Raw genomic sequence first — 20,473 nt, forward strand, 5'->3', positions numbered from 1 at the left:
ATGATCGGTCGCAGGTTCGGTGACCATCGACCTGGACTCGAACTCGTGAGAGTCGTCGATGCAGCCGTGCCTGTTACGATTCTTCGTGTCGACGTCCTGGCTCAGGAGCGAAAACCAATTCCGTTGCTTGACGAGTTTATTCTGAGATTCGTTCACGCCGGAGTGCTGGAGATCGATGAGATCGCATCCCTGCTAGGGCTACAGCGTGAGCAAGTTGTAGCCACTGTAGCCGACCAGATTAGCTCCAACAATCTCGCACGCGAAAGTTCGGGACGACTTGGGCTTACCGCGCTCGGCCTTGAGGCTGCCCGCAATCTTGCTGCTGTTCAGCCTGTTCTTACTCAGCTCAACGTCCCTTTCGATCGACTTGTGTGGGATGCGCAGGCATACGCGCGCTCGAGTCTTATCAAGAAGCGAGATGCGCAAGAGGCTGGTCTGGAGCTGCTTCCTGCGAAGAAGAACTCTCGCATTGACCTGAACGCTCTGACGGTTGAGCGATTCAACCAACTCATCGAATCTGGTGATGACCGAATGAGACAGGTCGAAGTGTTGCGTGTGAGAAAGATTGCCTCGCAGCACTTGCATCTTTATATGCCGGCCCAGCTGCTGATCTACGGGGATCCCGGAACCGGAGAGGTCGAGCTCGGACTCTGTATCAACGGTGACCTGCAGCCAGCTCATGGCCTTGAGCTCGCCGCTGCGGAGGCCGCAGCAAAGCTGGGCATCGCTGTCGCTGCTCCGGATCCTCGCCCTCGCCTTGGTCCTGAGCTCGAACAGCAGCGGGTGGCGAGTGATCAGGTCGAGATCATCAGAGCAGCCGGCGAACGGCCCCGGACGGGCAAAGCGGAGGCTCTGGAGCGCCCGCCCAAGCGCATCGAGGAGATAGCAGTACGAAGCGTTGATGTCCATGAGCACTCACAACTGCTCACCAAGGCGCTGAACGCCGCCAAGCAGCGACTGCTCATAATTGCGCCTTGGGTCAAAGGCGGCGTCGTCAACACTGACTTTGTCGCCGCACTTGAGCGACGTCTGCGGGCCGGCGTGGAAGTGCACATCGGCCATGGTTACGGGCCGGATGACCGAGGATCGGATGGCTCCGCTCTTCAAAGGCTCGATAATTTGGCGAAACGTTTCGAGAGATTGAGGGTCGTCCGGCTTCAGAACACCCACGCCAAGATTCTTATCTTCGATGACGTCTGGATCACAACAAGCTTCAATTGGCTTTCCTTCAGGGGCGATCCGGATAGGACCTACCGCATGGAGGAGGGAACGCTCGTCCAGATTGCGAGTGAAGTGGATAAGGCATTCGTTCGGTACACCGGCATTTTGGATGCAGACGGAATGGACCCGCGAGAGCAGAATTAGATCAGACGGTCGTATCCCTGCTCAGCTCGGGGTTGGGTTATTCCGGCAGCCCGGACGAAGCGAACCGAGCCCGGTATTTCTCCATAGCGGGACCTGCGGCGAGGCACTGCTTCTCCGGGTCGAGGTGACGGACGAATCGGTAGTTCGAGCCTGTCGATCGACATCAGCGTCGACTTTCCGGCGCCGTTCGCGCCCACGAGGGCGGTGATGCTGCCGCGTTCGACGTCGAAGGAGCAGCCGCGCAGGGCCTCGGTACGGCGGAACCGCTTGTACACGTCGCGCACGGTCAGCGCGATGTCCGACTCACTCATCTGAACTCTCCTGTGTCCTCGCCGAACTCGATGTCCAATGTCGCCGCCACGAGTGCCTCGAGATCCGCTCGGTCGAGGCCCGCGGCCGCCGCCTCGCGCACCCACGTCGCCACCTCGGCCTGCAGGGCCTGTCGCGCCTCCATGCCGGGCTTTAGCAGGGATCCGGTGACGAAGGTGCCGAGTCCCGGCCGTGCCTCGACAAGGCCCTCGTTCTCGAGCTCCCGGTAGGCCTTGAGCACGGTGTTGGGGTTGATCGTGACGGCCGCGACCACTTCCTTGGCGGTCGGAAGCCGGTCGCCGGGTGCCAGATCGCCCAGCCGCAGTGCCTGCTTGACCTGCAGTACCAGCTGCACGTAGGCGGGGATGCCGGATCGACGGTTGATGTGGAACTCCACCATCGAATCTCCATTTCACTACAACAATAGTGAAATAGAGGTTGCACGTCGGGGGTGCCCGATGTCAACCTGTTCGAGAGGTTCGCGAGGGGGTTGCGTGTCGCCGCAAATGCGGCCAGAAGCCCATGAGCAGTGCGAAGATTCGTGGTAAAGCATTGATTGAGACGAAAGTTCGATTGTGAATTCAACCAACACCGGCGGCGCGAAGACACCCGCCGCGGACCCTCGTGCCGGAAAGAAGAAGGGGCGTCGACGACCTATGAGTCGTCGTCGGAAGATCGCGCTGTACGTGAGCCTGGTCGTCGTCGTACTGCTGATCGCGACGCCGTTGGTGGCGTTCGGCATCGCGTACCGGGACGCGGACGTCCCTCGCCCCAGCGACATGCGGACCAACCAGGTCTCGACGATCCTCGCTTCGGACGGCGCCACGGAGATCGCCCGAGTGGTGCCGCCCGAGGGTAATCGAACCGAGGTGGCCCTCGATGAGATTCCCGGGCACGTCCGCAACGCCGTGTTGTCCGCGGAGGATCGCGACTTCTACTCCAACCCGGGATTCTCGGTCTCGGGATTCGCGCGGGCCGCCCGCGACAACGTCCTCGGCCGCGACAGTGCCGGCGGCGGATCGACCATCACTCAGCAGTACGTCAAGAACACGCTGGTGGGCTCGGAGCGGTCGGTGTCGCGCAAGATGAAGGAACTGGTCATCTCGTCGAAGATGGCGCGCGAATGGTCCAAGGACGAGATCCTCGCCGCCTACCTCAACACCATCTACTTCGGCCGCGGCGCGTACGGCATCGCGGCCGCCTCCAACGCCTACTTCGACAAGCCGCTCGCCGACCTCACGGTGGCCGAGGGTGCGGTGCTCGCGGCGGTGATCCAGAGCCCGTCGAGTCTCGATCCCGTCACCAACCCGCAAGCGCTGGAATCGCGCTGGGCGTACGTGCTCGACGGCATGGTGACGATGACCGCGCTCGCCTCGACCGAACGTGAAGCGATGCAGTTCCCCGCGGTGCTGCCCGCCGCTCCCAACCCCGATGCGGGCGCCGCACCCGGGCCGGAGGGGCTGATCCGGGCGCAGGTTCTGCGTGAACTCGCCGAATCGGGGATCAGCGAGCAGGATCTCGACACCGAGGGCCTGCAGATCACCACCACGATCGATCCCAAAGCGCAGCAGGCGGCGCTCGACGCGGTGGCCGACACGTTCGACGGCGAACCCGAAAACCTCCGTACCTCGGTCGTTTCGATCGATCCGCGTTCGGGCGCGGTCCGCGCCTACTACGGCGGCGTCGACGGCAAGGGCTTCGACTTCGCGCAGGCCGCACTGCAGACGGGATCGTCGTTCAAGGTGTTCGGCCTGGTTGCCGCTCTGCAGCAGGGCATTCCACTGTCGCAGACCTACGACAGCTCCCCGCTGTCCGTGTACGGGGTCACCATCAACAACGTCGAGGGCGAGTCGTGCGGAAAATGCACCATCGCCGAGGCGCTCAAGCGCTCGCTCAACACGAGCTTCTACCGTTTGACGTTGGCGCTGGACGACGGTGCGCAGAAGATCGCCGATGCGGCCCACCAGGCGGGCATCCCGGAGACCGTCGCCGGTTGGCAGTATCCGACGCTCACGCAGGAGGGCGGGCCGCCGGAGAACGGAATCGTGCTGGGGCAGTATCTGACCCGGACGATCGACATGGCGTCGGCGTACGCGACGCTGGCCGCGTCGGGCATGTACCACAAGCCGTACTTCGTGCAGAAGGTCGTGACCGCGGACGGTGCGGTGCTGCTCGAGCGTCCGGCATCGGAGGGCGAGCGCAGGTTGGATGCCGCCGTGGCCGACAACGTGTCCCAGGCGATGCTTCCGATCGCCGGGTACTCGCGTAACCACGGGCTCGCCGGCGGACGCCCGTCGGCATCCAAGACCGGTACCGCTCAGCTCGGGGACACCGGGGAGAACAAGGACGCGTGGATGGTGGGGTACACCCCGCAGCTGTCCACCGCGGTGTGGGTCGGCACGGCCGATGCCAAGGCGATCGAGAACAGTCGGGGCGGGCTCGTCTACGGCTCGGGTCTTCCGGCGGACATCTGGAAGAAGACGATGGACGGCGCGCTCGACGACGCTCCCATCGAGAAGTTCCCGTGGCCGGCCCCGATCGGCGGCCAGGCCGGTGTCCCGGCGTACACCGGCGTCACCACGGGTACCGGTGGCGCGACGAGTTCGAGCGCTCCCGCGCCGGGCGCCCCGCCGCCCGCCGCGCCGGCGCCGCAGCTACCGCCCCCGCCCGCGCCTCGCGTCATCGAAATCCTGCCTGGTGTGAAAATCACGTTGCCGGGGTAGCGACGACTCACTCACATTCTGCGAGTGCGGTGCCGGGATACGGGCAGGACCTGGGGGATATTGGATCGCGTGAGTGATCGCGAACGCCCCCGAACGTCCGCCCGGATCCGCGTCGGTGCAGCGGTGACGTGCGCCGCGGCGGTGACCGCACTCCTGACCGCCGCGCCCCCGGCCGGTGCCGAGGGCGCCTCTCGGCCGGCGTCGTGCGTACCGTTCGGTACCGCGCAGCTGCCGCCGGGGGCGCCGTCGACGGGCGCCAGGGACGGACTCGTGCTGCTGCCGGAGGCCGTGGGCGTGGCCGCTCCCTCGTCGGTCGAGCTGCGCACCCAGACGACCCAGTTCAATCGGTTCTGGGACTTCGCGTTGGTCGACGGCGCCCTGCTCACCCGCCCCCGGGTGCAGAGCGGCGAGAACGCCGAACCGTGGCGGTATGCGCCGCTGCCGGACTGTCTGCGGGGGGTTCTGGTGGGCATCTCCGTCGACGACGACGAACTGATCGCCGTCGACGGCGACGGATGGATCTACACGCTCGACAACGTGTCGCACTCGCCGCTGCTGTGGAACTGGACGTCCGCGTTCGGTGCGCCGCTGTGGACCGGGCAAGGCCAGCAGCTACCCGGCGGGGCGCCGGGCACGTGGGCGCTGAGCGTCTCGTCGCCGTGGGACAACCAGACCTACACCGACGCCGCAGGCCGGATCCACTACGTCGGACTCGGGAAGATGACGATGGTGCCGTCGTTGACGGGTGACGGCAGCCGCATCACGTACGCCGACCCGTGGCTGCCCAACGACCAGAGTTACGAGATCGGGGGTCCGCTGGGCGGCCGGTTCCGGTCGGTTGCGTTGTCGTCCGCCGGGTCGACGACATTCGTGACGAACGAGTTCGGCGACATGTTCACCCGTAACTTCGACTTCGATGCGGGCGGTTCGGATTCGGTCTTCTTCCGCTACAGCTGGGACGACCAGACCGGCAAGCCCACCGCGCCGAACATGTTCGCGGAGTTGCTGGACCGCGACACCGCTGCGATCCGGTTGCCTGCACAGGACTGGGTGCGCCAGCCCAAGATCCCGGGCGAGATCACGTCGGCGATCAGCGTGCACTCCACCGGGGTCGGGCCGGGCATGCGGGAACTGCGGGTCGCCGGTAGCCGTGACGGAGCCACGGGCTTCTGGCACAAGGATCTGAGCGCCGACACCTGGGAGTTCACCGCGACCGACGCCGACCTTCCCGGCGCGCCGCTGGACAATTCACCGCAGGACCGGTCGACGGAGACGCTGGCTCCGCCCGCGCCGTGGAATCTGTCGGCGTCACTACCCTCGCGGGACACGCTCGTCGACGGACAGTTCCTGCTCGACGTCGGACTGCCGTACACGCTGGTCGATCCCCGCCTGCTCGACCAGGCAGGGATGCAGGCCGCACCGTCCGGGTATCGGCTGTCCATCGATCATTTCGATCCCGCCGCCACCACCCGGAACGCCATCGTGACCGCGCCCGACGGCACCGCGATCCCGGTGCTCGTGCACACCGCGGACGGTCTCCGCTTCGCGCCGCGTGGTGCCGGGCTGGACTCGGAGCCGCGACACCTCGTCGGGGCGATCGAGATCCCGCTCGAACGATTCGATGCCCGCGAAGCCGATCCGGTGCTCGACGCGTTCGTTCGAGACTGGATGCGCGGCAAGCAGATTGCTCCGATCACCCTCAGCGCCACCGACACCGACCTCGTGGTGCGGTGAGCTACCGGCCCCTCACGGGCAACAGCGGTGCACCGAACTGCGTCAGCATCAGCGCCATCGTCCCGGCCTCCTGACTCTGCGTCGTCAGCATCTCGCGGGCGGTCTGCCGGACCGGACCGTCGGAGAGTTGGCTCTCGGCGGCCTGCGCCATCGCGACACCCCCGACATGGTGGCGCTGCATGAGCTGCAGGAACAGGATCTCGGCGTCGCGTCCACCCGTGGACGCCAGGGCATCGATCTCGGCGCGCGTGGCCATGCCGGGCATCGGGGGTGACAGGACGTCGGGGGACTCGTCGTGGTGCGTGCCGTGCCCGGCGGCGGTCTGCGGGTGCATCCACGTCATCGGTGCCGGATTGGTGGGCGTGACGCCGGCCAGGCGCAGCCAGCCGAGCATCGTGCCCATCTCCGCGGTCTGACCGTCGCGGATCTGCCGGGCCAGGCGGGTCACGGCTGGATCGGCGCGGGGATCCAGCTGCTGCGTGATGATCAGGGCCTGCTCGTGGTGCGCGGCCATGTCCTGCACGAAGGCGATCTCGGTGGCCTCGAGGACCGGGGCGCCGTGCGGATCGTCCGCCACGATGAGCGGACGCAGTGCCGCGCCCAGCACCATCGACAGCAGGATCAGCGCGCCGATGGCGGCAGTCTTCGCCCACCCGGGGATTGCGGTCACGAGCCGACCGTCGAGCGCTGGTCGGCGGGCGGCATGTACGTGTCGGAGTCCAGACGCAGGGTCAGGAATCCGTTGTCGGCGCATGTGACCCACAGTTCGTTTCCGCGCCACTCGGGTGGGGAGAAGCACCAGTCGGTGGACAGGTCGCCGAAGGCGACCATGCCGGTGCGCGGACTCAGCGCCTCCCGGGGATCGAACGCTCCCTGCTGGACGGCCTGTGCGACTGCGCCCGCCTCGAGGATCGGGACCCCGATGATCGAGGCGAGCGCGTGCGGGGAGTTCCACAGTTCGGTGTTCTGCCCCTTCCGTGCGGGCGGGTTGTAGTACGCGATCTCCCGGACGTCGAAGGGATCGCGGACGTCGAACACCCGGATGCCCGACGAGATCCAGCCGCATGCGAGGGCGGTCGGGTCGACGGGCCGGTCGGCGGCGCAGTAGTGCGAGTCGTAGGCGAACACGGAGCCCCCGGATGCCGACGCCAGCATGCTGTCCTGGTGCTCGGGCAGGTTGATCTCGAGCTTGATCGTGTTTGCGACCTTCGGCGCGGTGTCGTTCGAGATGTCGACGAGTTTGACCCCGCCGGACCCGGCCTCGTCGACGGTGAACAGGTACGGGCGCCCGCCGTATTCGACCGGGATGCTGTGCTGGGTGGCCCACCCGTCGGTCCAGGTGAGCTGCGCTACCGTCAGGACCCGGGGGTCGGGGTCACGCCGCTGGACCGCGGACGAGTCCAGGACGGTGACGCCGCCGAGGATGTTCGACAGGTACACCCGGTTGCCGTCGGGGCTCACGCCCATCCCGTGCATCGACAGGCCCGGCAGCCCCTGCCAGACCACGCGGGGATTTGCCGGATCGGTCAGATCGACGGCGCTCACCAGTCCGGGAGCGGTGCCCGACGACCAGTAGGTGTTGCCGTCGGGCGAGAAACCGCCCTCGTGCGCCGTGATGGGCAGTGGCATCCGCAGATCGGTGCCCGGGCCCGCGTTGAGGAGCCGGGGGTGGGCGCAGTCGGAGATGTCGTACACCGAGAGCAACCCGGCACCGGTCAGGGCAGGAACACCCGCTCCCACCAACAACTTCCGCGCCGCGTTGACCTTGAGACTTTCCCAAGTCCCGGCCAGCATCGCGGGCTCGGTGAGCGTGGCGGTCAGCACCGGATTGCTCGGGTCCGAGACGTCGAGCACCTGCACGCCCTGGGCCGGCCCGAGGAGGTTGCCGGGGAAGAAGCTGCCCACGTAAGCGCAGTGGTCGTAGCTGGTCGAGGTGATGCCGCCGCCGCGGCCCGCGTAGCCGCCGATCCGTTCGAGGTTGCAGGTGTAGCCGAGACTGCTGCGGCCGCTGTCGCGGTCACCGGCCGGGACGTCTCCCTGCAGGCCGGTCTCGGGGTTGGATCCCGGGCCGCAATCAGCTCGCGCTGCAGCGGTTTCGGTGATCCCGGTGGCCGTCCGAACGGTGTCCGCGGACGTCGATCGGGACTGCGCGGCCACCACGCCCAGCGGCGATGCCAGCAACACCGCAACGGCGACGACAGCAGCGTTGCGTAGTGGTCGGGTTGTGTATGTCATTCTGCGCGAGAACGACACGGGGCGTCAGCGTTTCGGAGTCGGACCGGGTGGGCGCAGCGTCATTGTGTCGGGAGTGCCGCGATCGCCCGGTCGACGACGTCGTCGACGGTGAAGACGGGGTCGACCGTGCGGTCGATCGCGAGGCTCTCGACCATCGACCACCACCCGCGCAACAGCATCCGGGTGGCGGGTGAGGGCTCCGTGCCGGTGGCCTCCAGGGTTCGCTCGACCATGGTGTTCTTCATGTTCTCGCGGATCTCCTGGATCTGCGGGTCGGCACCGAAGCCGCCGTGGAAGAACGACTGGTAGTTGGCCCCGTGCCGGTCGATGAACGAGACGAACGCGTGCACCACTGCCCACAGCGGATCGGTGTCGGGTTCCTCGGAGCTCGGGACTGCTGCGCGCAGCAGTCGTCGGGCAGCGGCGCCGACGACCGCGACGTAGTAGTCCTGCTTGGTCGGGAAGTACCGGAACAGCAGGCCGCGGGAGATCCCCGCCTTCTGGGCCACCTGATCGATCGACAGTGCGTGGATGGGGCGCGTGGACAGTTCCTGCAGGCCGATCGCGACGAGTTGCCGCTTGCGCTCCTCGGGCGGGAGTCGCCGCCGTGGGGCTGCAGTTTCGATCGACACGAGATGACACCGTCCGGGTTCTTGATTGCGGGGCAAGTCTACGTCTACGTTAACTGAGCAATGCTCAGTTAGTCGACGTCACGGAGGCCGGCATGGATTTCGCCCGGAACGCACGTTCGCAGGATTACCTCGACCGGTTGCGCGCCTTCATCGCGACCGAGGTCGCCCCCGTCGAGGCGCGCCTGCGGGCTGAGCGGGTGGCTCCTTTCGCGCAGCGCGCCGATGTCGCCGGTGCCGCGATGTGGCAGGTGTCCGACGAGTTCCGCGCGCTGCAGGTGAAGGCGCGCGCGCAGGGCCTGTGGAACCTCTTCCTGCCCGACGCCGAACTCGGCGCCGGCCTGAGCAACGTCGAGTACGCGCCGCTCGCCGAGGAGATGGGCCGCTCCCCCTTCGTGTCGGCGATCTTCAACTGCGACGCCCCCGACACCGGCAACATGGAGGTGCTCTACCACTACGGCAGCGCCGAGCAGAAGCAGCGTTGGCTGAAGCCGTTGCTGGACGGCGAGATCCGGTCCGCGTTCTGCATGACCGAGCCCGATGTCGCGTCGTCGGACGCCACCAACATGGCCGCGACCGCCGTCGTCGAGGGCGACGAGGTGGTGCTGAACGGTCGCAAGTGGTGGAGCACCGGCATCGGCAGCCCGGACTGCAAGATCCTGATCTTCATGGGCCTCACCGATCCGGAAGCGCACCGGTATCAACGACATTCGATGGTGCTGGTCCCGATGGACGCGCCCGGTGTGAAGGTCGAGCGGATGCTGTCGACCATGGGCTTCTACGACGAGCCCGGCGGGCACGGCGAGGTGTCGTTCACCGATGTGCGACTGCCACTGGACGCGATCATCGCCGGCCCCGGACGGGGATTCGAGATCGCGCAGGGACGTCTCGGGCCCGGACGCGTGCACCATTGCATGCGACTGGTCGGTCTCGCGGAGGCCGCACTCGAACTCGCGATCAAGCGTGGCACCGAACGTGTCGCGTTCGGCAAGCCGCTGATCAACCTGGGTGGCAACCGTGAACGCGTCGCCGACGCCCGGATCGCGATCAACCAGCTGCGGCTGCTGGTGCTCAACACCGCGTGGCTGCTCGACACACAGGGCGTCGCAGGCGCGCGGTCGGCGGTATCGGAGATCAAGGTCGCCGCACCGCGGGTGGCGCAGCAGGTGATCGACTTCGCGATCCAGATCCACGGCGGCGGCGGACTGTCCGACGACTTCCCGCTCGCCGGCGCCTGGACGGCGGCCCGCGCACTGCGCCTGGCCGACGGTCCCGACGAGGTACATCAGGGTCTCGTGGCCCGTTTAGAGTTGGGCAAGTACCAGTGACCGAGGAGAGGGCGGGGCTGCCGGACAACGCGCGTACCGTCCGCGACGAGGACGCATTCGATGTGGACGCGGTGGCGAAGTGGTTGCGCGACAGCACCTCCGATGCGCCCGACGGGCTTCCGGCGGTGCGCCAGTTCGCCGGTGGGGCGTCGAACCTGACCTACCTGCTGCGCTATCGTGACCGCGACCTGGTGCTGCGTCGTCCCCCGGCGGGCGCGAAGCCGTCGTCCGGGCACGACATGGTCCGCGAGTACCGCATCCAGTCACTGCTCGCGCCCGTGTACCCGCACGTGCCCGCGATGGTGGGCCTCTGCACCGATCCTTCGGTGCTGGGGAGCGACTTCTACGTGATGGAACGGGTCGAGGGCACGATTCTGCGGTCTGCTCCCCCGGCCGAACTCGGGCTCACGCCCGAGAACACACGGGAGTTGTGTCTGCGGGTGGTCGATCTGCTCATCGAACTGCACGGTGTCGACCCCGCGGCGTCCGGCCTGGACGGATTCGGCCGCGGCACCGGCTATGTCGGTCGTCAGGTCGCGGGCTGGACCAAGCGCTACGCGGCCGCCCGCACCGACAACGTCCCAGACTTCGCTCGGGTCACGAAGTGGCTCGCCGACAATCAGCCCGCCGACATCGCATCGACGGTGATCCACGGCGACTTCCGGCTCGACAACGTCGTGCTCGGCGACGGCCTGCAGCCGCGGGCCGTCCTCGACTGGGAACTCGCGACCGTCGGCGACCCGCTCATGGACCTCGGATCGAGCCTCGCGTACTGGGTGCAGGCCGACGACCATCCGATGATGCTGGCAACCAAACGTCAGCCGTCGGATCTCCCGGGCATGCTCACCCGCCGCGAGATCGTCGAATACTACGGCGAGCGAACGGGTCTGCCGATCGACAATTGGCGCTTCTACGAGGTGTTCGGACTGTTCCGGCTCGCAGTGATCGCGCAGCAGATCTACTACCGCTTTCACCACGGGCAGACCACCAACCCGGCGTTCGAGCACTTCTGGATCGCCGTGGGTCATCTCGATACTCGTTGCAACGAACTGATCGACACGGAAGGCGCATAGTGGGTACCCGCGCGATTCGACAGAGCATTCTCATCACCGGCGCCAGTTCGGGTCTCGGCCGCGGCATGGCCCGCGAATTCGCCGCGCGGGGACGCAATCTGGCGCTTGCTGCCCGGCGTACCGACCGGCTCGAGGAACTGCGCAGCGAACTGCTCGCTGCGCACCCGCAGATCACGGTCGCGATCCGGAAGCTGGACGTCGACGTCCACGACCAGGTGTTCAGCGTGTTCCGGGAGTTGGACGAGGAGCTCGGCGGCCTGGACCGGGTGATCGTCAACGCCGGCCTCGGCAAGGGCCAACCGTTGGGCACCGGCTACTTTCGCGCCAATGTGCAGACAGCACGCACCAACTTCCTCGGCGCGCTCGCGCAGAGCGAGGCGGCGCTGGAGCTGTTCCGGCCGCGGAACGCCGGCCATGTCGTGCTGATCTCGTCGGTGAGCGCGATGCGGGGCATGCCGCGCAATCTCACCACCTATGCGGCGTCGAAGGCCGGTGTCGCGACGCTCGGTGAGGGGATGCGCGCCGACCTGGCGAAGACCGGGATCGACGTCTCCACCATCTTTCCCGGCTTCATCCGCTCGGAGATCAACGAGAAGGTGAAGAAGGTTCCGTTCATCGTCGACACCGAGACCGGTTGTCGTGCATTGGCTGCCGCGATCGAGAAGGAACCGAACAAGGCGTACGTCCCGGCGTGGCCGTGGCTGCCGGTGTCCATGGCGATGAAAGTGCTCCCGCTGTCGGTGGTGTCGAAAATGGCGGGGTGAGCTCGGGGCGCTGTCGAGCCCGCCGGAGACTCACAGCGCGAGACGGTCGCCGCGGAATCGCCGCCGCATCCGGCGGTCGTGGGTCACCAGGACGACGGTGCCGGTGAATGCGTCCAGCGCCTCCTCGAGTTCCTCGATCAGCGCCGGTGCCAGGTGGTTGGTGGGCTCGTCCAGCAGCAACAAATCGGCGCCCGACGTAGCCAGCAAGGCCACGTCGAGGCGTCGGCGCTGACCGAAGGACAGTTCCCCGATCCGGCGGTGCAGGTCACGCGGGCGGAACAGTCCCAGCGAGAGCAATTCTGTCGCTGTGTCGTCCGGATCGCCGGGGCGTTCGGCCGCATACGCCTGCAGCAGTGTCGTCGCCGGCGGCCGCCTGCGTGACGTCTGCGGCAGGTATCCGATCCGGGCGGACCCCCGCACCGACCCCGCATCGGGAATGATGACGCCCGCAATCACATTCAGCAACGTCGTCTTTCCCGAGCCGTTCGGGCCGGTCACCAGCAGTCGGCCACCGGTCCGCACGTCCAGTCGGGGGATGGACAGTCGGTCGCCGACCCGGACGTCGCGTAGCGAAACGGCCGGTGCCTCCGGTCCGGCCGCCACGACCGTGCTCAGGCACGGACGGAACCTCAACAGATCCGGTGGCGGCGCAACGGGATTCCGGGTGAGGCGATCGATTCGCTCCTTGGCGTTCCGGATTCGTCCCATCGCCCCGTGGTCGCGGCCGCGCGCCCGGAATGCGCCGTGGCCGAAGCCGGCCTTGTCCTGCTTGCGTGGAATGGCCGCGAGCCTCGACGCGTTGGCGCCGACCAGGTGCGCGCTGCGGGCGAGTTCGAGCCTCCACTCCTCGTATTCACGGAGTCGGTGTCGTCGCTCCGTCACCTTCGCAGCGAGGTACCCGTCGTAGCCGTGCCCGTAGCGGCGCACCCCGCGGTCGGCGACCTCGAGGATCACCGGTGTCAACCGGTCGAGAAACACGCGATCGTGGGTCACCGCGACCACGGTGCCGCGATGGCCGATCAGGCGTTGCTCGAGCCATGTGACGGCGTCGTCGTCGAGATCGTTCGTCGGTTCGTCGAGCAGGAGGAGTTCGGCATTCGACGCCAGGCTCGCGGCAAGTGCCAGCCGAGCCTGCTGCCCGCCCGACAACGTGTCGAACCGGCGTGTCCGGTCGAGATGCGGCAACCCCAGCACGTGCAGTCCGGCGTCGACTCGTTCGTCGACAGTGTAGCCGCCCATGCTCTCGAAAAGCGCTGTCGATTCCGTGTATTCGGCCAGGAGGCCGTCGAAGTCCGGGGCGGACGAGTCGGCCAGGCGTCGCTCCAGGCCGCGGATCCGGGTCTCGAGCTCCCGGACGTCGTGGAGGACATGGTCGACGGCCGCCTGGACGGTGGCATCCGCGGGCAAGTCCAGCGACTGCGCGGCATACGCGATTCCGGCCGGTGCGACGACGCGGACATCACCGTTGTCGGGGCGGATGCGGCCGGCGAGCAGCGCGAGGAGCGTCGACTTGCCGGATCCGTTGTCGCCGACGACGCCGGCCTTGGCGCCCGGCGGGACCGACAGGTCGACACCGTCGAGCACGACACGGTCGCCGAACCGCTTCGATACGGAGTGGAGGGAGAACTGGGAGGCAGGCATGGGCGTGCTCCTTGTGTCCGGAACGAATCCGGACGATCGGGGGAAGGTGCCCTCGCGCAGTCGACCCGTCCGAACGGGATCGAGGCGTCGGCGCGCTCAGGACCCGCCGCGGAGCATGCTCGACGCGGCGTCCCGACCTATCGATTCAGAGTGCCCACGAAAGCCAACGTAGCACCGAATGATTCGTCCGCCCACCGATTATCCGCAGAGCCTCCCCCGAATACACCTGTGGCGGTGGTCGAACGAATCGACCACCGCCACAGGAATTTCAACCGAGAATCAGGCCTCGATGATGAAGGCCTCGAGCTCGGCGCGAGCCTTGTCGTCGGCCATCTGGACCGGCGGGGACTTCATCAGGTACGCCGAAGCCGGCAGGATCGGGCCACCGAGGCCGCGGTCCTTGGCGATCTTCGCGGCGCGGATGGCGTCGATGATGATGCCGGCCGAGTTCGGGGAGTCCCAGACCTCGAGCTTGTACTCCAGGTTCAGCGGGGCGTCACCGAACGCGCGACCCTCGAGACGGACGTACGCCCACTTGCGGTCGTCGAGCCACTCGACGTAGTCCGAGGGACCGATGTGGACGTTGCGGTCGTGGACCTTGCCCGCGAGCGAACCGGTGAGGTTCGAGGTCACGGCCTGCGTCTTGGAGACCTTCTTGGACTCCAGGCGCTCACGCTCGAGCATGTTCTTGAAGTCCATGTTGCCGCCGACGTTCAGCTGGTACGTGCGATCCAGCACGACGCCACGGTCCTCGAACAGCTTCGCCATCACGCGGTGGGTGATGGTGGCGCCGACCTGCGACTTGATGTCGTCGCCGACGATCGGGACACCGGCCGCGCGGAACTTCTCGGCCCACTCCGGGTCGGAAGCGATGAAGACGGGAAGCGCGTTGACGAACGCCACGCCGGCGTCGATGCAGCACTGCGCGTAGAACTTGTCGGCCTCTTCCGAGCCCACCGGCAGGTAGGACACGAGGACGTCGACCTTGGCAGCCTTGAGCGCGGCGACGACGTCGACGGGCTCGGCGTCGGAGACCTCGATGGTCTGCGCGTAGTACTTGCCGATGCCGTCGAGCGTGGGGCCACGCTGGACGGGGACGTCCAGCGGCGGGACGTCGGCGATCTTGATGGTGTTGTTCTCGCTGGCGTTGATGGCCTCGGAGAGGTCGAACCCGACCTTCTTGGCGTCAACGTCGAACGCGGCGACGAACTGGACGTCGCGCACGTGGTACTGGCCGAAGGTGACGTGCATCAGGCCGGGGACGGTCGAGTTCTCGTCGGCGTCCTGGTAGTACTGCACGCCCTGGACCAGGGACGAGGCACAGTTACCCACGCCCACAATGGCTACACGCACCGCGGTGCTGTTCTCACCCATGGTCGGGTTCTCCTTCTTTCTTCTGGAGTGCTGCTGCTGTTGATGATTGTTCGGCGGCGATCAGCTCGTTGAGCCACCGCACTTCGCGCTCGCTCGATTCGAGACCGAGCTGGTGGAGCTGGCGGGTGTAGCGGTCGAGTGATCCCGTGGCCCGCCCGACGGCGTCGCGGAGGCCCTCTCGGCGCTCCTCGACCTGACGCCGCCTGCCTTCGAGAATTCGCATCCGCGCCTCGGCGGGGGTGCGGCTGAAGAAGGCGAGGTGAACGCCGAACCCGTCGTCGGTGTAGTTCTGGGGCCCCGTGTCCACCACCAGCTCGGAGAAACGCTTCCGGCCGGCGGGGGTGAGCTCGTACACGCGACGCGCCCGACGCTTGACGGTGCCGTCCTCGCTGTCGCCCTCGGCGATCAACCCGTCGGCCTGCATGCGGCGAAGGGTCGGGTACAGCGAGCCGTAGGAGAAGGCGCGGAACGCACCGAGTAGGCCGGTGAGCCGCTTGCGCAGCTCGTATCCGTGCATGGGTGACTCGAGGAGCAGCCCGAGAATTGCGAGTTCGAGCAAGATCACACCCCCTGAGTGTCCCGAACATAACCGATAGATGCGATTGCCAACTATATCGCACCGATATATAGAGACAACCTGTTGCGGCAAAACTGTCGGAAGAAGACCTACTGGTCTGCTCGGCGGACGCTGCGGACGTCGCCGTCGAAGCCGACGGTCAGGAAGCCCTGTGCACCCGTGTTCTCGTTCGACAGGTAGATGCCCACGACCGCCCCGGTGTCGTCGTCGCGATCCGCGATCAGATAGGTGCTGGTCGGATTGTCGACGCCGAGAGTGCGGTCGGCGCCGTAGACGAGCCCGATGAGCCGGGGAACGTTCGCACGCAGAACCGCCAGGTCGACGGGCACGCCGGCGGTGCGACCCGGCGACCTTCCGGTATCGGTGAGCTGTCCGTCCTCGTAGCGAAACGACTGCTCGCTGCCGGGTAGGCCGGGCACCGATCGCGAGATCGACGCGTAGTCGGGGTGGATCGTCACACTGTCCACCTCGAGATTGCCCAGTGGGCCGGCGATGTCGTCGAGCATCCGTCCTAGTCCCGCTGCGGTGATCAAGTCGGTGCCCGCCCTGGGCGATGCGGTTTCGTAGTCGTCGCGGGTCGACGTGGCCACGACGACGAATCCGCACGCCGCGACCACGGCCGTCGACAGCGCGACCACGGCCGTCGACAGCGCGACGACCCAGCGAGTACCCGGCGTGGGTGGCACGGTCACCGCCCCCCGACCGGAAAGACGTCGACGATCGTGCCGTCGAGACGGGTATCCACGGATCCCGTTTGCTTCTCGGAGTCCTCGAACAGGACGGAGATCAGAGCTTCGTCGGTCGTCCGATCCGGGCGCACGAAGATGTGCGACACCTCGGCCGACAGGAGTCCGACGCGGCGCGGTCCGTCCGTGATCACCTCGGTGAGTCGGTCGACGTCGAGGAGCGCGAGGTCGACCGTGGCGGTGTCCGGGGTGCGCGAATCCGGGGCCCTCGTCGGCTCGAACCCACCTTGAAAGCTCCAGTCCTGTTCGCGATGCGGTTGGTCCGGCAGCATGCGGGTGAGGAACACGTACGTCGCGTAGAAGGTCACCTGGTCGACCCGCAGATCGCCGAACTTCACCCCGAGTTGCCGCACGAACTCGCGGATCCCGTCGGGAGAGAGGGGGTCGTGCGACTCGATCACGATCGGCTGAGGTTCAGCCGCGGGGAGCGGAGCCGGCGCTGGTTCGGCTGCGACGGCCACCTCCTGGGCCGCGTCTACTCGAGACACGTAGACGACGGTTCCGCAGACCGCGACGAGCGCGACGACGACCGCCGCGACCGCCGCGACCGCGCGACCCGGAACACGCCTGCGCGGCGCCGGCTGCGATGCCTGCACCGCTTCGACGAGATGCGCGGGAATCTGCAGGTCCGAGACGAGCGAGTCCAATTCGGCGAGCGTCTTGGCCTTCATCGCGCGCGCGGTGCGCGACTGGTGCTCGCTCGGATCGAGCTGCCCGTCGCCGTAGCCGGCGTCGAGCAGCCCACACGTCTGTGCCCGGTCGATGTCCCGGGCGCGGGTTTTGGTGGAGAACCTGGCGGCCACGTCCGAGATACTAGGGAACCGGTCGGATTGTGTTCGCGCCGTGTCCACTCTCGTATCTGCGGGCTCTGTCAAGAGGGTGTGTTCGTCCCCACGTGCGGTCACTCCCGCTCCACCCGGCCGACGGTGGGCGCACGTACTCTGGTCTCCGTGCGGATACAGCGGCAGGTCGTGGACTACGCGCTGCAACGCCGGTCCTTGCTCGCCGAGGTCTTCTCGGGGCGGACCGGCGTGACCGAGGTCTGCGATGCGAGCCCCTACCTGCTGCGGGCGGCCAAGTTCCACGGCCGGTCGAGTTCGGTGATGTGCCCGATCTGTCGTAAAGAAGAGTTGACCCTCGTATCTTGGGTGTTCGGCGACAAGCTGGGTCCGGTGTCGGGCTCGGCCCGGACACCCGAGGAACTGGTTCGTCTGGCCGCGACCGAGGAGGAATTCTCGGTTCACGTCGTCGAGGTGTGCCGCACATGCAGCTGGAACCACTTGGTCCAGTCCTACGTTCTCGGTGCGGTCCCCGCGCCCAAGCGGCCGCGGAGGTCTTCGTCCCCGCGCCGCCGCACCGCGAGCGAGTAGGGATTCGACAGCTGTGCCCACCGACCGACGCAACCGAGGACTGCCCACAGTCACCCGATTACTGGAGATTCGTACGTGAGTTCCCCCAACAACCCTCAGGGTCGCGCCAACGGACCACGACGTCCGAACGGCCCCCAGCAGAGTGGACGACCGGCCGGGCAGCAGCCCGGCCGTCCTGTGGGTGGCCCCGCGCCGCGCCGCAACCCCGGCCCGCCGCCGGGCGGTCGCCCCGCAGCCCCGCGGCAGCCGCAGGGTGGCCGTCCCCCGCAGGGCGGCCCGCGCCCGGCTCAGGGTGGTGGCCGTGGACCCGGCGGTCGTCCGCCGGTCGGCCCGCCGCCGACGGCCCGCAAGTCGGGTGGGGGTTCCGGTGGTCAGCCGCCGAAGGGTCCGAAGAAGACCAAGTCGAGCAAGTGGAAGATCGCGCGCCGCGTCACTGCCGCAGTGGTCGCCGTCGGCCTGATCGTGCCGATCCTCGGTTTCATGGTCGCGTACATCTTCGCGGACGTCCCGCGTCCCGGTGACATGAAGACCAACCAGGTCGCGACGATCCTCGCGTCGGACGGAACCACCGAGATCGCGCGTGTCGTGCCGCCCGAGGGCAACCGCACCGAGGTCGGGATCGACCAGATCCCGGTCCACGTGCGCAACGCGGTGCTCGCGGCGGAGGATCGCGACTTCTACTCGAACCCCGGCTTCTCGGTGACGGGCTTCGCCCGCGCCGCGCGTGACAACGTGCTGGGCCGTGACAGCGCCGGCGGCGGTTCCACGATCACCCAGCAGTACGTCAAGAACGCACTCGTGGGTTCGGAGCGCTCGCTCACCCGCAAGATGAAGGAACTCGTCATCTCGTCGAAGATGGCCAAGCAGTGGTCCAAGGACGAGATCCTGGCCGCGTACCTGAACACCATCTACTTCGGTCGCGGCGCCTACGGCATCGCCGCGGCGTCCCAGGCGTACTTCGGTAAGCCGGTCGAGGAACTGACCGTCGCCGAGGGCGCGACGCTGGCCGCAGTCATCCAACAGCCGTCCGGCCTCGATCCCGAGTTCAATCCGACCGGTGCCCAGTCGCGCTGGAACTACGTCCTGGACGGCATGGTCGGCAGCGGAACCCTCAGCGCGGCTGATCGCGCCGCAGCCCAGTTCCCACAGGTCATTCCGTCCGCCGAGGTCGACAACAGCAGCGGCGGCGGTGGCCCCGAGGGGCTCGTCAAGCAGCAGGTGCTGCAGGAGTTGTCGGCGTCGGGCATCAGCGAGCAGGACCTCAACACCGAGGGGCTGCAGATCACGTCGACGATCGATCCGCAGGCGCAGGAGGCTGCGATCGACTCCGTGGAGACGTACATGGAGGGCGAACCCGCCGATCTGCGGACCGCGGTCGTGTCGGTCGATCCGCGCAGTGGCGCCGTCCGCGCCTACTACGGCGGCACCGACGGCACCGGCTACGACTTCGCGCAGGCCGGCCTGCAGACCGGCTCGTCGTTCAAGGTGTTCGGTCTCGCCGCGGCACTCGACCAGGGCGTCCCGCTGTCGCAGATGTACGACAGCGGCCCGCTCACCATCAACGGGATCTCGATCGGCAACGTCGAGGGCGAGTCCTGTGGCACGTGCACCATCGCCGAGGCACTCAAGCGGTCGCTGAACACCAGCTTCTACCGGCAGATGCTGTCGATCGACAACGGACCGCAGGCCATCGCCGACATCGCTCACAAGGCCGGCATCCCGGAGAACATCCCCGGCGTCGGCGAGTCGCTGACCGAGCCCGGTGGCGTCGGCCCCAACAACGGCATCGTGCTGGGCCAGTACCAGTCGCGGCCGCTCGACATGGCGTCCGCGTACGCGACGCTGGCCGCATCGGGCGTCTACCACCAGCCGTACTTCGTGCAGAAGGTCGTCACGGCGGACGGCACCGTGCTGCTCGACCGCGGCACCCCCGCCGGTGAGGAGCGCATCGACCCCGCCGTCGCCGACAACACCACGGCCGCGATGATGCCGATTGCCGCGTACTCGCGCGGCCACGGCCTCGCCGGGGGACGCCCGTCGGCGTCGAAGACCGGCACCGCGCAGCTCGGCGACACCGGCGCCAACAAGGACGCCTGGATGGTCGGCTACACGCCGTCGCTGTCGACGGCCGTGTGGGTCGGCACCGAGCAGGGTCTGCCGCTCGAGAACAGCTACGGCGGCATGATCTACGGCTCGGGTCTGCCGTCGGACATCTGGAAGGGCACGATGGACGGCGCGCTGAAGGGCACCGACGTCGAGAAGTTCCCGACGCCGAAGGCGATCGCGGGTGTCGCGGGTGTTCCGCAGTACTCGGCTCCGGCACCGCCGAAGACGACGACCGCCGCCCCGAGCAGCACGCAGCCGTCGACGACCACCCCCCCGCCGCTCGAGATCACCACGAGCAACGTGGAGATCCTGCCCGGCGTGACGATCCCGATCCCGGGCATCGCACCCGGCCGGACCACCCCGTCGTCACCGACGCAGTCCCCTGACGAGCCGTCGTCGGAGGTCGAGCAGCCGCCGGCCGCCGGCGGGAACACGCCCCAGGGACAGCAGCGGCCCGCGCCGCAGCCGGTACCCGCCGGATAGCGGATTCCCGGTAGCC

At 67.5% G+C, this 20,473-nt stretch carries 18 protein-coding genes; 8 read left to right on the forward strand and 10 right to left on the reverse strand.

Annotated elements, in window-relative coordinates:
• Positions 1-45 precede the first annotated feature (45 nt).
• The gene (locus C8K36_RS24590; protein WP_146176504.1) at positions 46-1,365 is read left to right on the forward strand and encodes a phospholipase D-like domain-containing protein; all 1,320 of its coding nucleotides are present in this window, start codon (positions 46-48) and stop codon (positions 1,363-1,365) included.
• Here C8K36_RS24590 and C8K36_RS25230 read toward each other — a convergent pair.
• Both C8K36_RS25230 and C8K36_RS17240 read right to left on the reverse strand, forming a co-directional pair.
• Positions 1,362-1,676, reverse strand: coding sequence for an ATP-binding protein (locus C8K36_RS25230; protein WP_258195464.1), 315 nt, complete (start codon positions 1,674-1,676; stop codon positions 1,362-1,364). The genes C8K36_RS24590 and C8K36_RS25230 overlap by 4 nt on opposite strands.
• The gene (locus C8K36_RS17240) at positions 1,673-2,074 is read right to left on the reverse strand and encodes a GntR family transcriptional regulator (protein WP_107985732.1); all 402 of its coding nucleotides are present in this window, start codon (positions 2,072-2,074) and stop codon (positions 1,673-1,675) included. Before C8K36_RS17240 ends, C8K36_RS25230 begins: the two co-directional genes overlap by 4 nt.
• Before the next feature lie 256 nt (positions 2,075-2,330).
• Here C8K36_RS17240 and C8K36_RS17245 point away from each other — a divergent pair, with 256 nt between their 5' ends.
• Together C8K36_RS17245 and C8K36_RS17250 are read left to right on the forward strand one after the other, a co-directional pair.
• Entirely contained in the window at positions 2,331-4,397 is a 2,067-nt protein-coding gene (locus C8K36_RS17245; RefSeq protein ID WP_181319614.1) for a transglycosylase domain-containing protein, read from the forward strand.
• Positions 4,398-4,538: 141 nt separating this feature from the next.
• On the forward strand, positions 4,539-6,131 hold the full coding sequence (locus C8K36_RS17250) for a hypothetical protein (protein ID WP_107985802.1): 1,593 nt from the start codon (positions 4,539-4,541) through the stop codon (positions 6,129-6,131).
• 1 nt (position 6,132) lies between these two features.
• Here the strand turns inward: C8K36_RS17250 and C8K36_RS17255 are convergent, their stop codons facing one another.
• From C8K36_RS17255 to C8K36_RS17265, 3 genes are read right to left on the reverse strand one after another with little or no spacing between them, the layout of a single operon-like run.
• Positions 6,133-6,801 carry a DUF305 domain-containing protein gene (locus C8K36_RS17255; RefSeq protein ID WP_420910902.1) on the reverse strand — a complete coding sequence of 223 codons (669 nt, stop codon included), beginning with the start codon at positions 6,799-6,801 and terminating at the stop codon, positions 6,133-6,135.
• On the reverse strand, positions 6,798-8,366 hold the full coding sequence (locus tag C8K36_RS17260) for an LVIVD repeat-containing protein (RefSeq protein ID WP_107985735.1): 1,569 nt from the start codon (positions 8,364-8,366) through the stop codon (positions 6,798-6,800). The genes C8K36_RS17255 and C8K36_RS17260 overlap by 4 nt, the downstream gene beginning before the upstream one ends.
• Positions 8,367-8,425: 59 nt before the next feature.
• Positions 8,426-8,998 carry a TetR/AcrR family transcriptional regulator gene (locus C8K36_RS17265; protein WP_107985736.1) on the reverse strand — a complete coding sequence of 191 codons (573 nt, stop codon included), beginning with the start codon at positions 8,996-8,998 and terminating at the stop codon, positions 8,426-8,428.
• Positions 8,999-9,090: 92 nt separating this feature from the next.
• On the opposite strand from C8K36_RS17265, the gene C8K36_RS17270 reads away from it, so the two are divergent.
• The 3 genes from C8K36_RS17270 to C8K36_RS17280 are packed head-to-tail and all read left to right on the forward strand — an operon-like array spanning position 9,091 to position 12,160.
• Complete coding sequence (locus C8K36_RS17270; protein ID WP_107985737.1) at positions 9,091-10,323, forward strand: acyl-CoA dehydrogenase family protein; 1,233 nt, start codon at positions 9,091-9,093, stop codon at positions 10,321-10,323.
• Complete coding sequence (locus C8K36_RS17275) at positions 10,320-11,396, forward strand: phosphotransferase family protein (protein ID WP_107985738.1); 1,077 nt, start codon at positions 10,320-10,322, stop codon at positions 11,394-11,396. Before C8K36_RS17270 ends, C8K36_RS17275 begins: the two co-directional genes overlap by 4 nt.
• Positions 11,396-12,160, forward strand: a complete 765-nt coding sequence (locus C8K36_RS17280) for an SDR family oxidoreductase (protein ID WP_219910018.1) — start codon at positions 11,396-11,398, stop codon at positions 12,158-12,160. Before C8K36_RS17275 ends, C8K36_RS17280 begins: the two co-directional genes overlap by 1 nt.
• Before the next feature lie 30 nt (positions 12,161-12,190).
• Here C8K36_RS17280 and abc-f read toward each other — a convergent pair whose 3' ends face one another.
• The 5 genes from abc-f to C8K36_RS17305 form a co-directional block, all read right to left on the reverse strand.
• On the reverse strand, positions 12,191-13,801 hold the full coding sequence (gene abc-f, locus C8K36_RS17285) for a ribosomal protection-like ABC-F family protein (protein ID WP_107985739.1): 1,611 nt from the start codon (positions 13,799-13,801) through the stop codon (positions 12,191-12,193).
• Positions 13,802-14,080: 279 nt separating this feature from the next.
• On the reverse strand, positions 14,081-15,175 hold the full coding sequence (locus tag C8K36_RS17290; RefSeq protein WP_107985740.1) for an inositol-3-phosphate synthase: 1,095 nt from the start codon (positions 15,173-15,175) through the stop codon (positions 14,081-14,083).
• Entirely contained in the window at positions 15,168-15,734 is a 567-nt protein-coding gene (locus C8K36_RS17295) for a PadR family transcriptional regulator (protein ID WP_107985804.1), read from the reverse strand. Before C8K36_RS17295 ends, C8K36_RS17290 begins: the two co-directional genes overlap by 8 nt.
• A 107-nt stretch (positions 15,735-15,841) precedes the next feature.
• Complete coding sequence (locus tag C8K36_RS17300) at positions 15,842-16,444, reverse strand: DUF1707 domain-containing protein (protein WP_107985741.1); 603 nt, start codon at positions 16,442-16,444, stop codon at positions 15,842-15,844.
• Positions 16,441-17,301, reverse strand: a complete 861-nt coding sequence (locus C8K36_RS17305) for a DUF1707 SHOCT-like domain-containing protein (protein WP_107985742.1) — start codon at positions 17,299-17,301, stop codon at positions 16,441-16,443. The genes C8K36_RS17300 and C8K36_RS17305 overlap by 4 nt, the downstream gene beginning before the upstream one ends.
• Positions 17,302-17,448: 147 nt before the next feature.
• Here C8K36_RS17305 and C8K36_RS17310 point away from each other — a divergent pair, with 147 nt between their 5' ends.
• On the forward strand, positions 17,449-17,868 hold the full coding sequence (locus tag C8K36_RS17310; protein ID WP_181319615.1) for a DUF5318 domain-containing protein: 420 nt from the start codon (positions 17,449-17,451) through the stop codon (positions 17,866-17,868).
• 417 nt (positions 17,869-18,285) lie between these two features.
• Entirely contained in the window at positions 18,286-20,457 is a 2,172-nt protein-coding gene (locus C8K36_RS17315) for a transglycosylase domain-containing protein (protein WP_258195471.1), read from the forward strand.
• Positions 20,458-20,473: the final 16 nt, after the last annotated feature.

It is taken from the genome of Rhodococcus sp. OK519, assembly GCF_003051005.1.
In the GTDB taxonomy this organism is placed as follows: Bacteria; Actinomycetota; Actinomycetes; order Mycobacteriales; family Mycobacteriaceae; genus Prescottella.

Bases quoted from the DNA above. Each gene is read 5' to 3' on its own strand.
- C8K36_RS17240 (WP_107985732.1), bottom strand. From the start codon at position 2,074: ATGGTGGAGTTCCACATCAACCGTCGATCCGGCATCCCCGCCTACGTG.
- C8K36_RS17290 (WP_107985740.1), bottom strand. From the start codon at position 15,175: ATGGGTGAGAACAGCACCGCGGTGCGTGTAGCCATTGTGGGCGTGGGT.
- C8K36_RS17260 (WP_107985735.1), bottom strand. From the start codon at position 8,366: ATGACATACACAACCCGACCACTACGCAACGCTGCTGTCGTCGCCGTT.
- C8K36_RS17270 (WP_107985737.1), top strand. From the start codon at position 9,091: ATGGATTTCGCCCGGAACGCACGTTCGCAGGATTACCTCGACCGGTTG.
- C8K36_RS25230 (WP_258195464.1), bottom strand. From the start codon at position 1,676: ATGAGTGAGTCGGACATCGCGCTGACCGTGCGCGACGTGTACAAGCGG.
- C8K36_RS17245 (WP_181319614.1), top strand. From the start codon at position 2,331: ATGAGTCGTCGTCGGAAGATCGCGCTGTACGTGAGCCTGGTCGTCGTC.
- abc-f (WP_107985739.1), bottom strand. From the start codon at position 13,801: ATGCCTGCCTCCCAGTTCTCCCTCCACTCCGTATCGAAGCGGTTCGGC.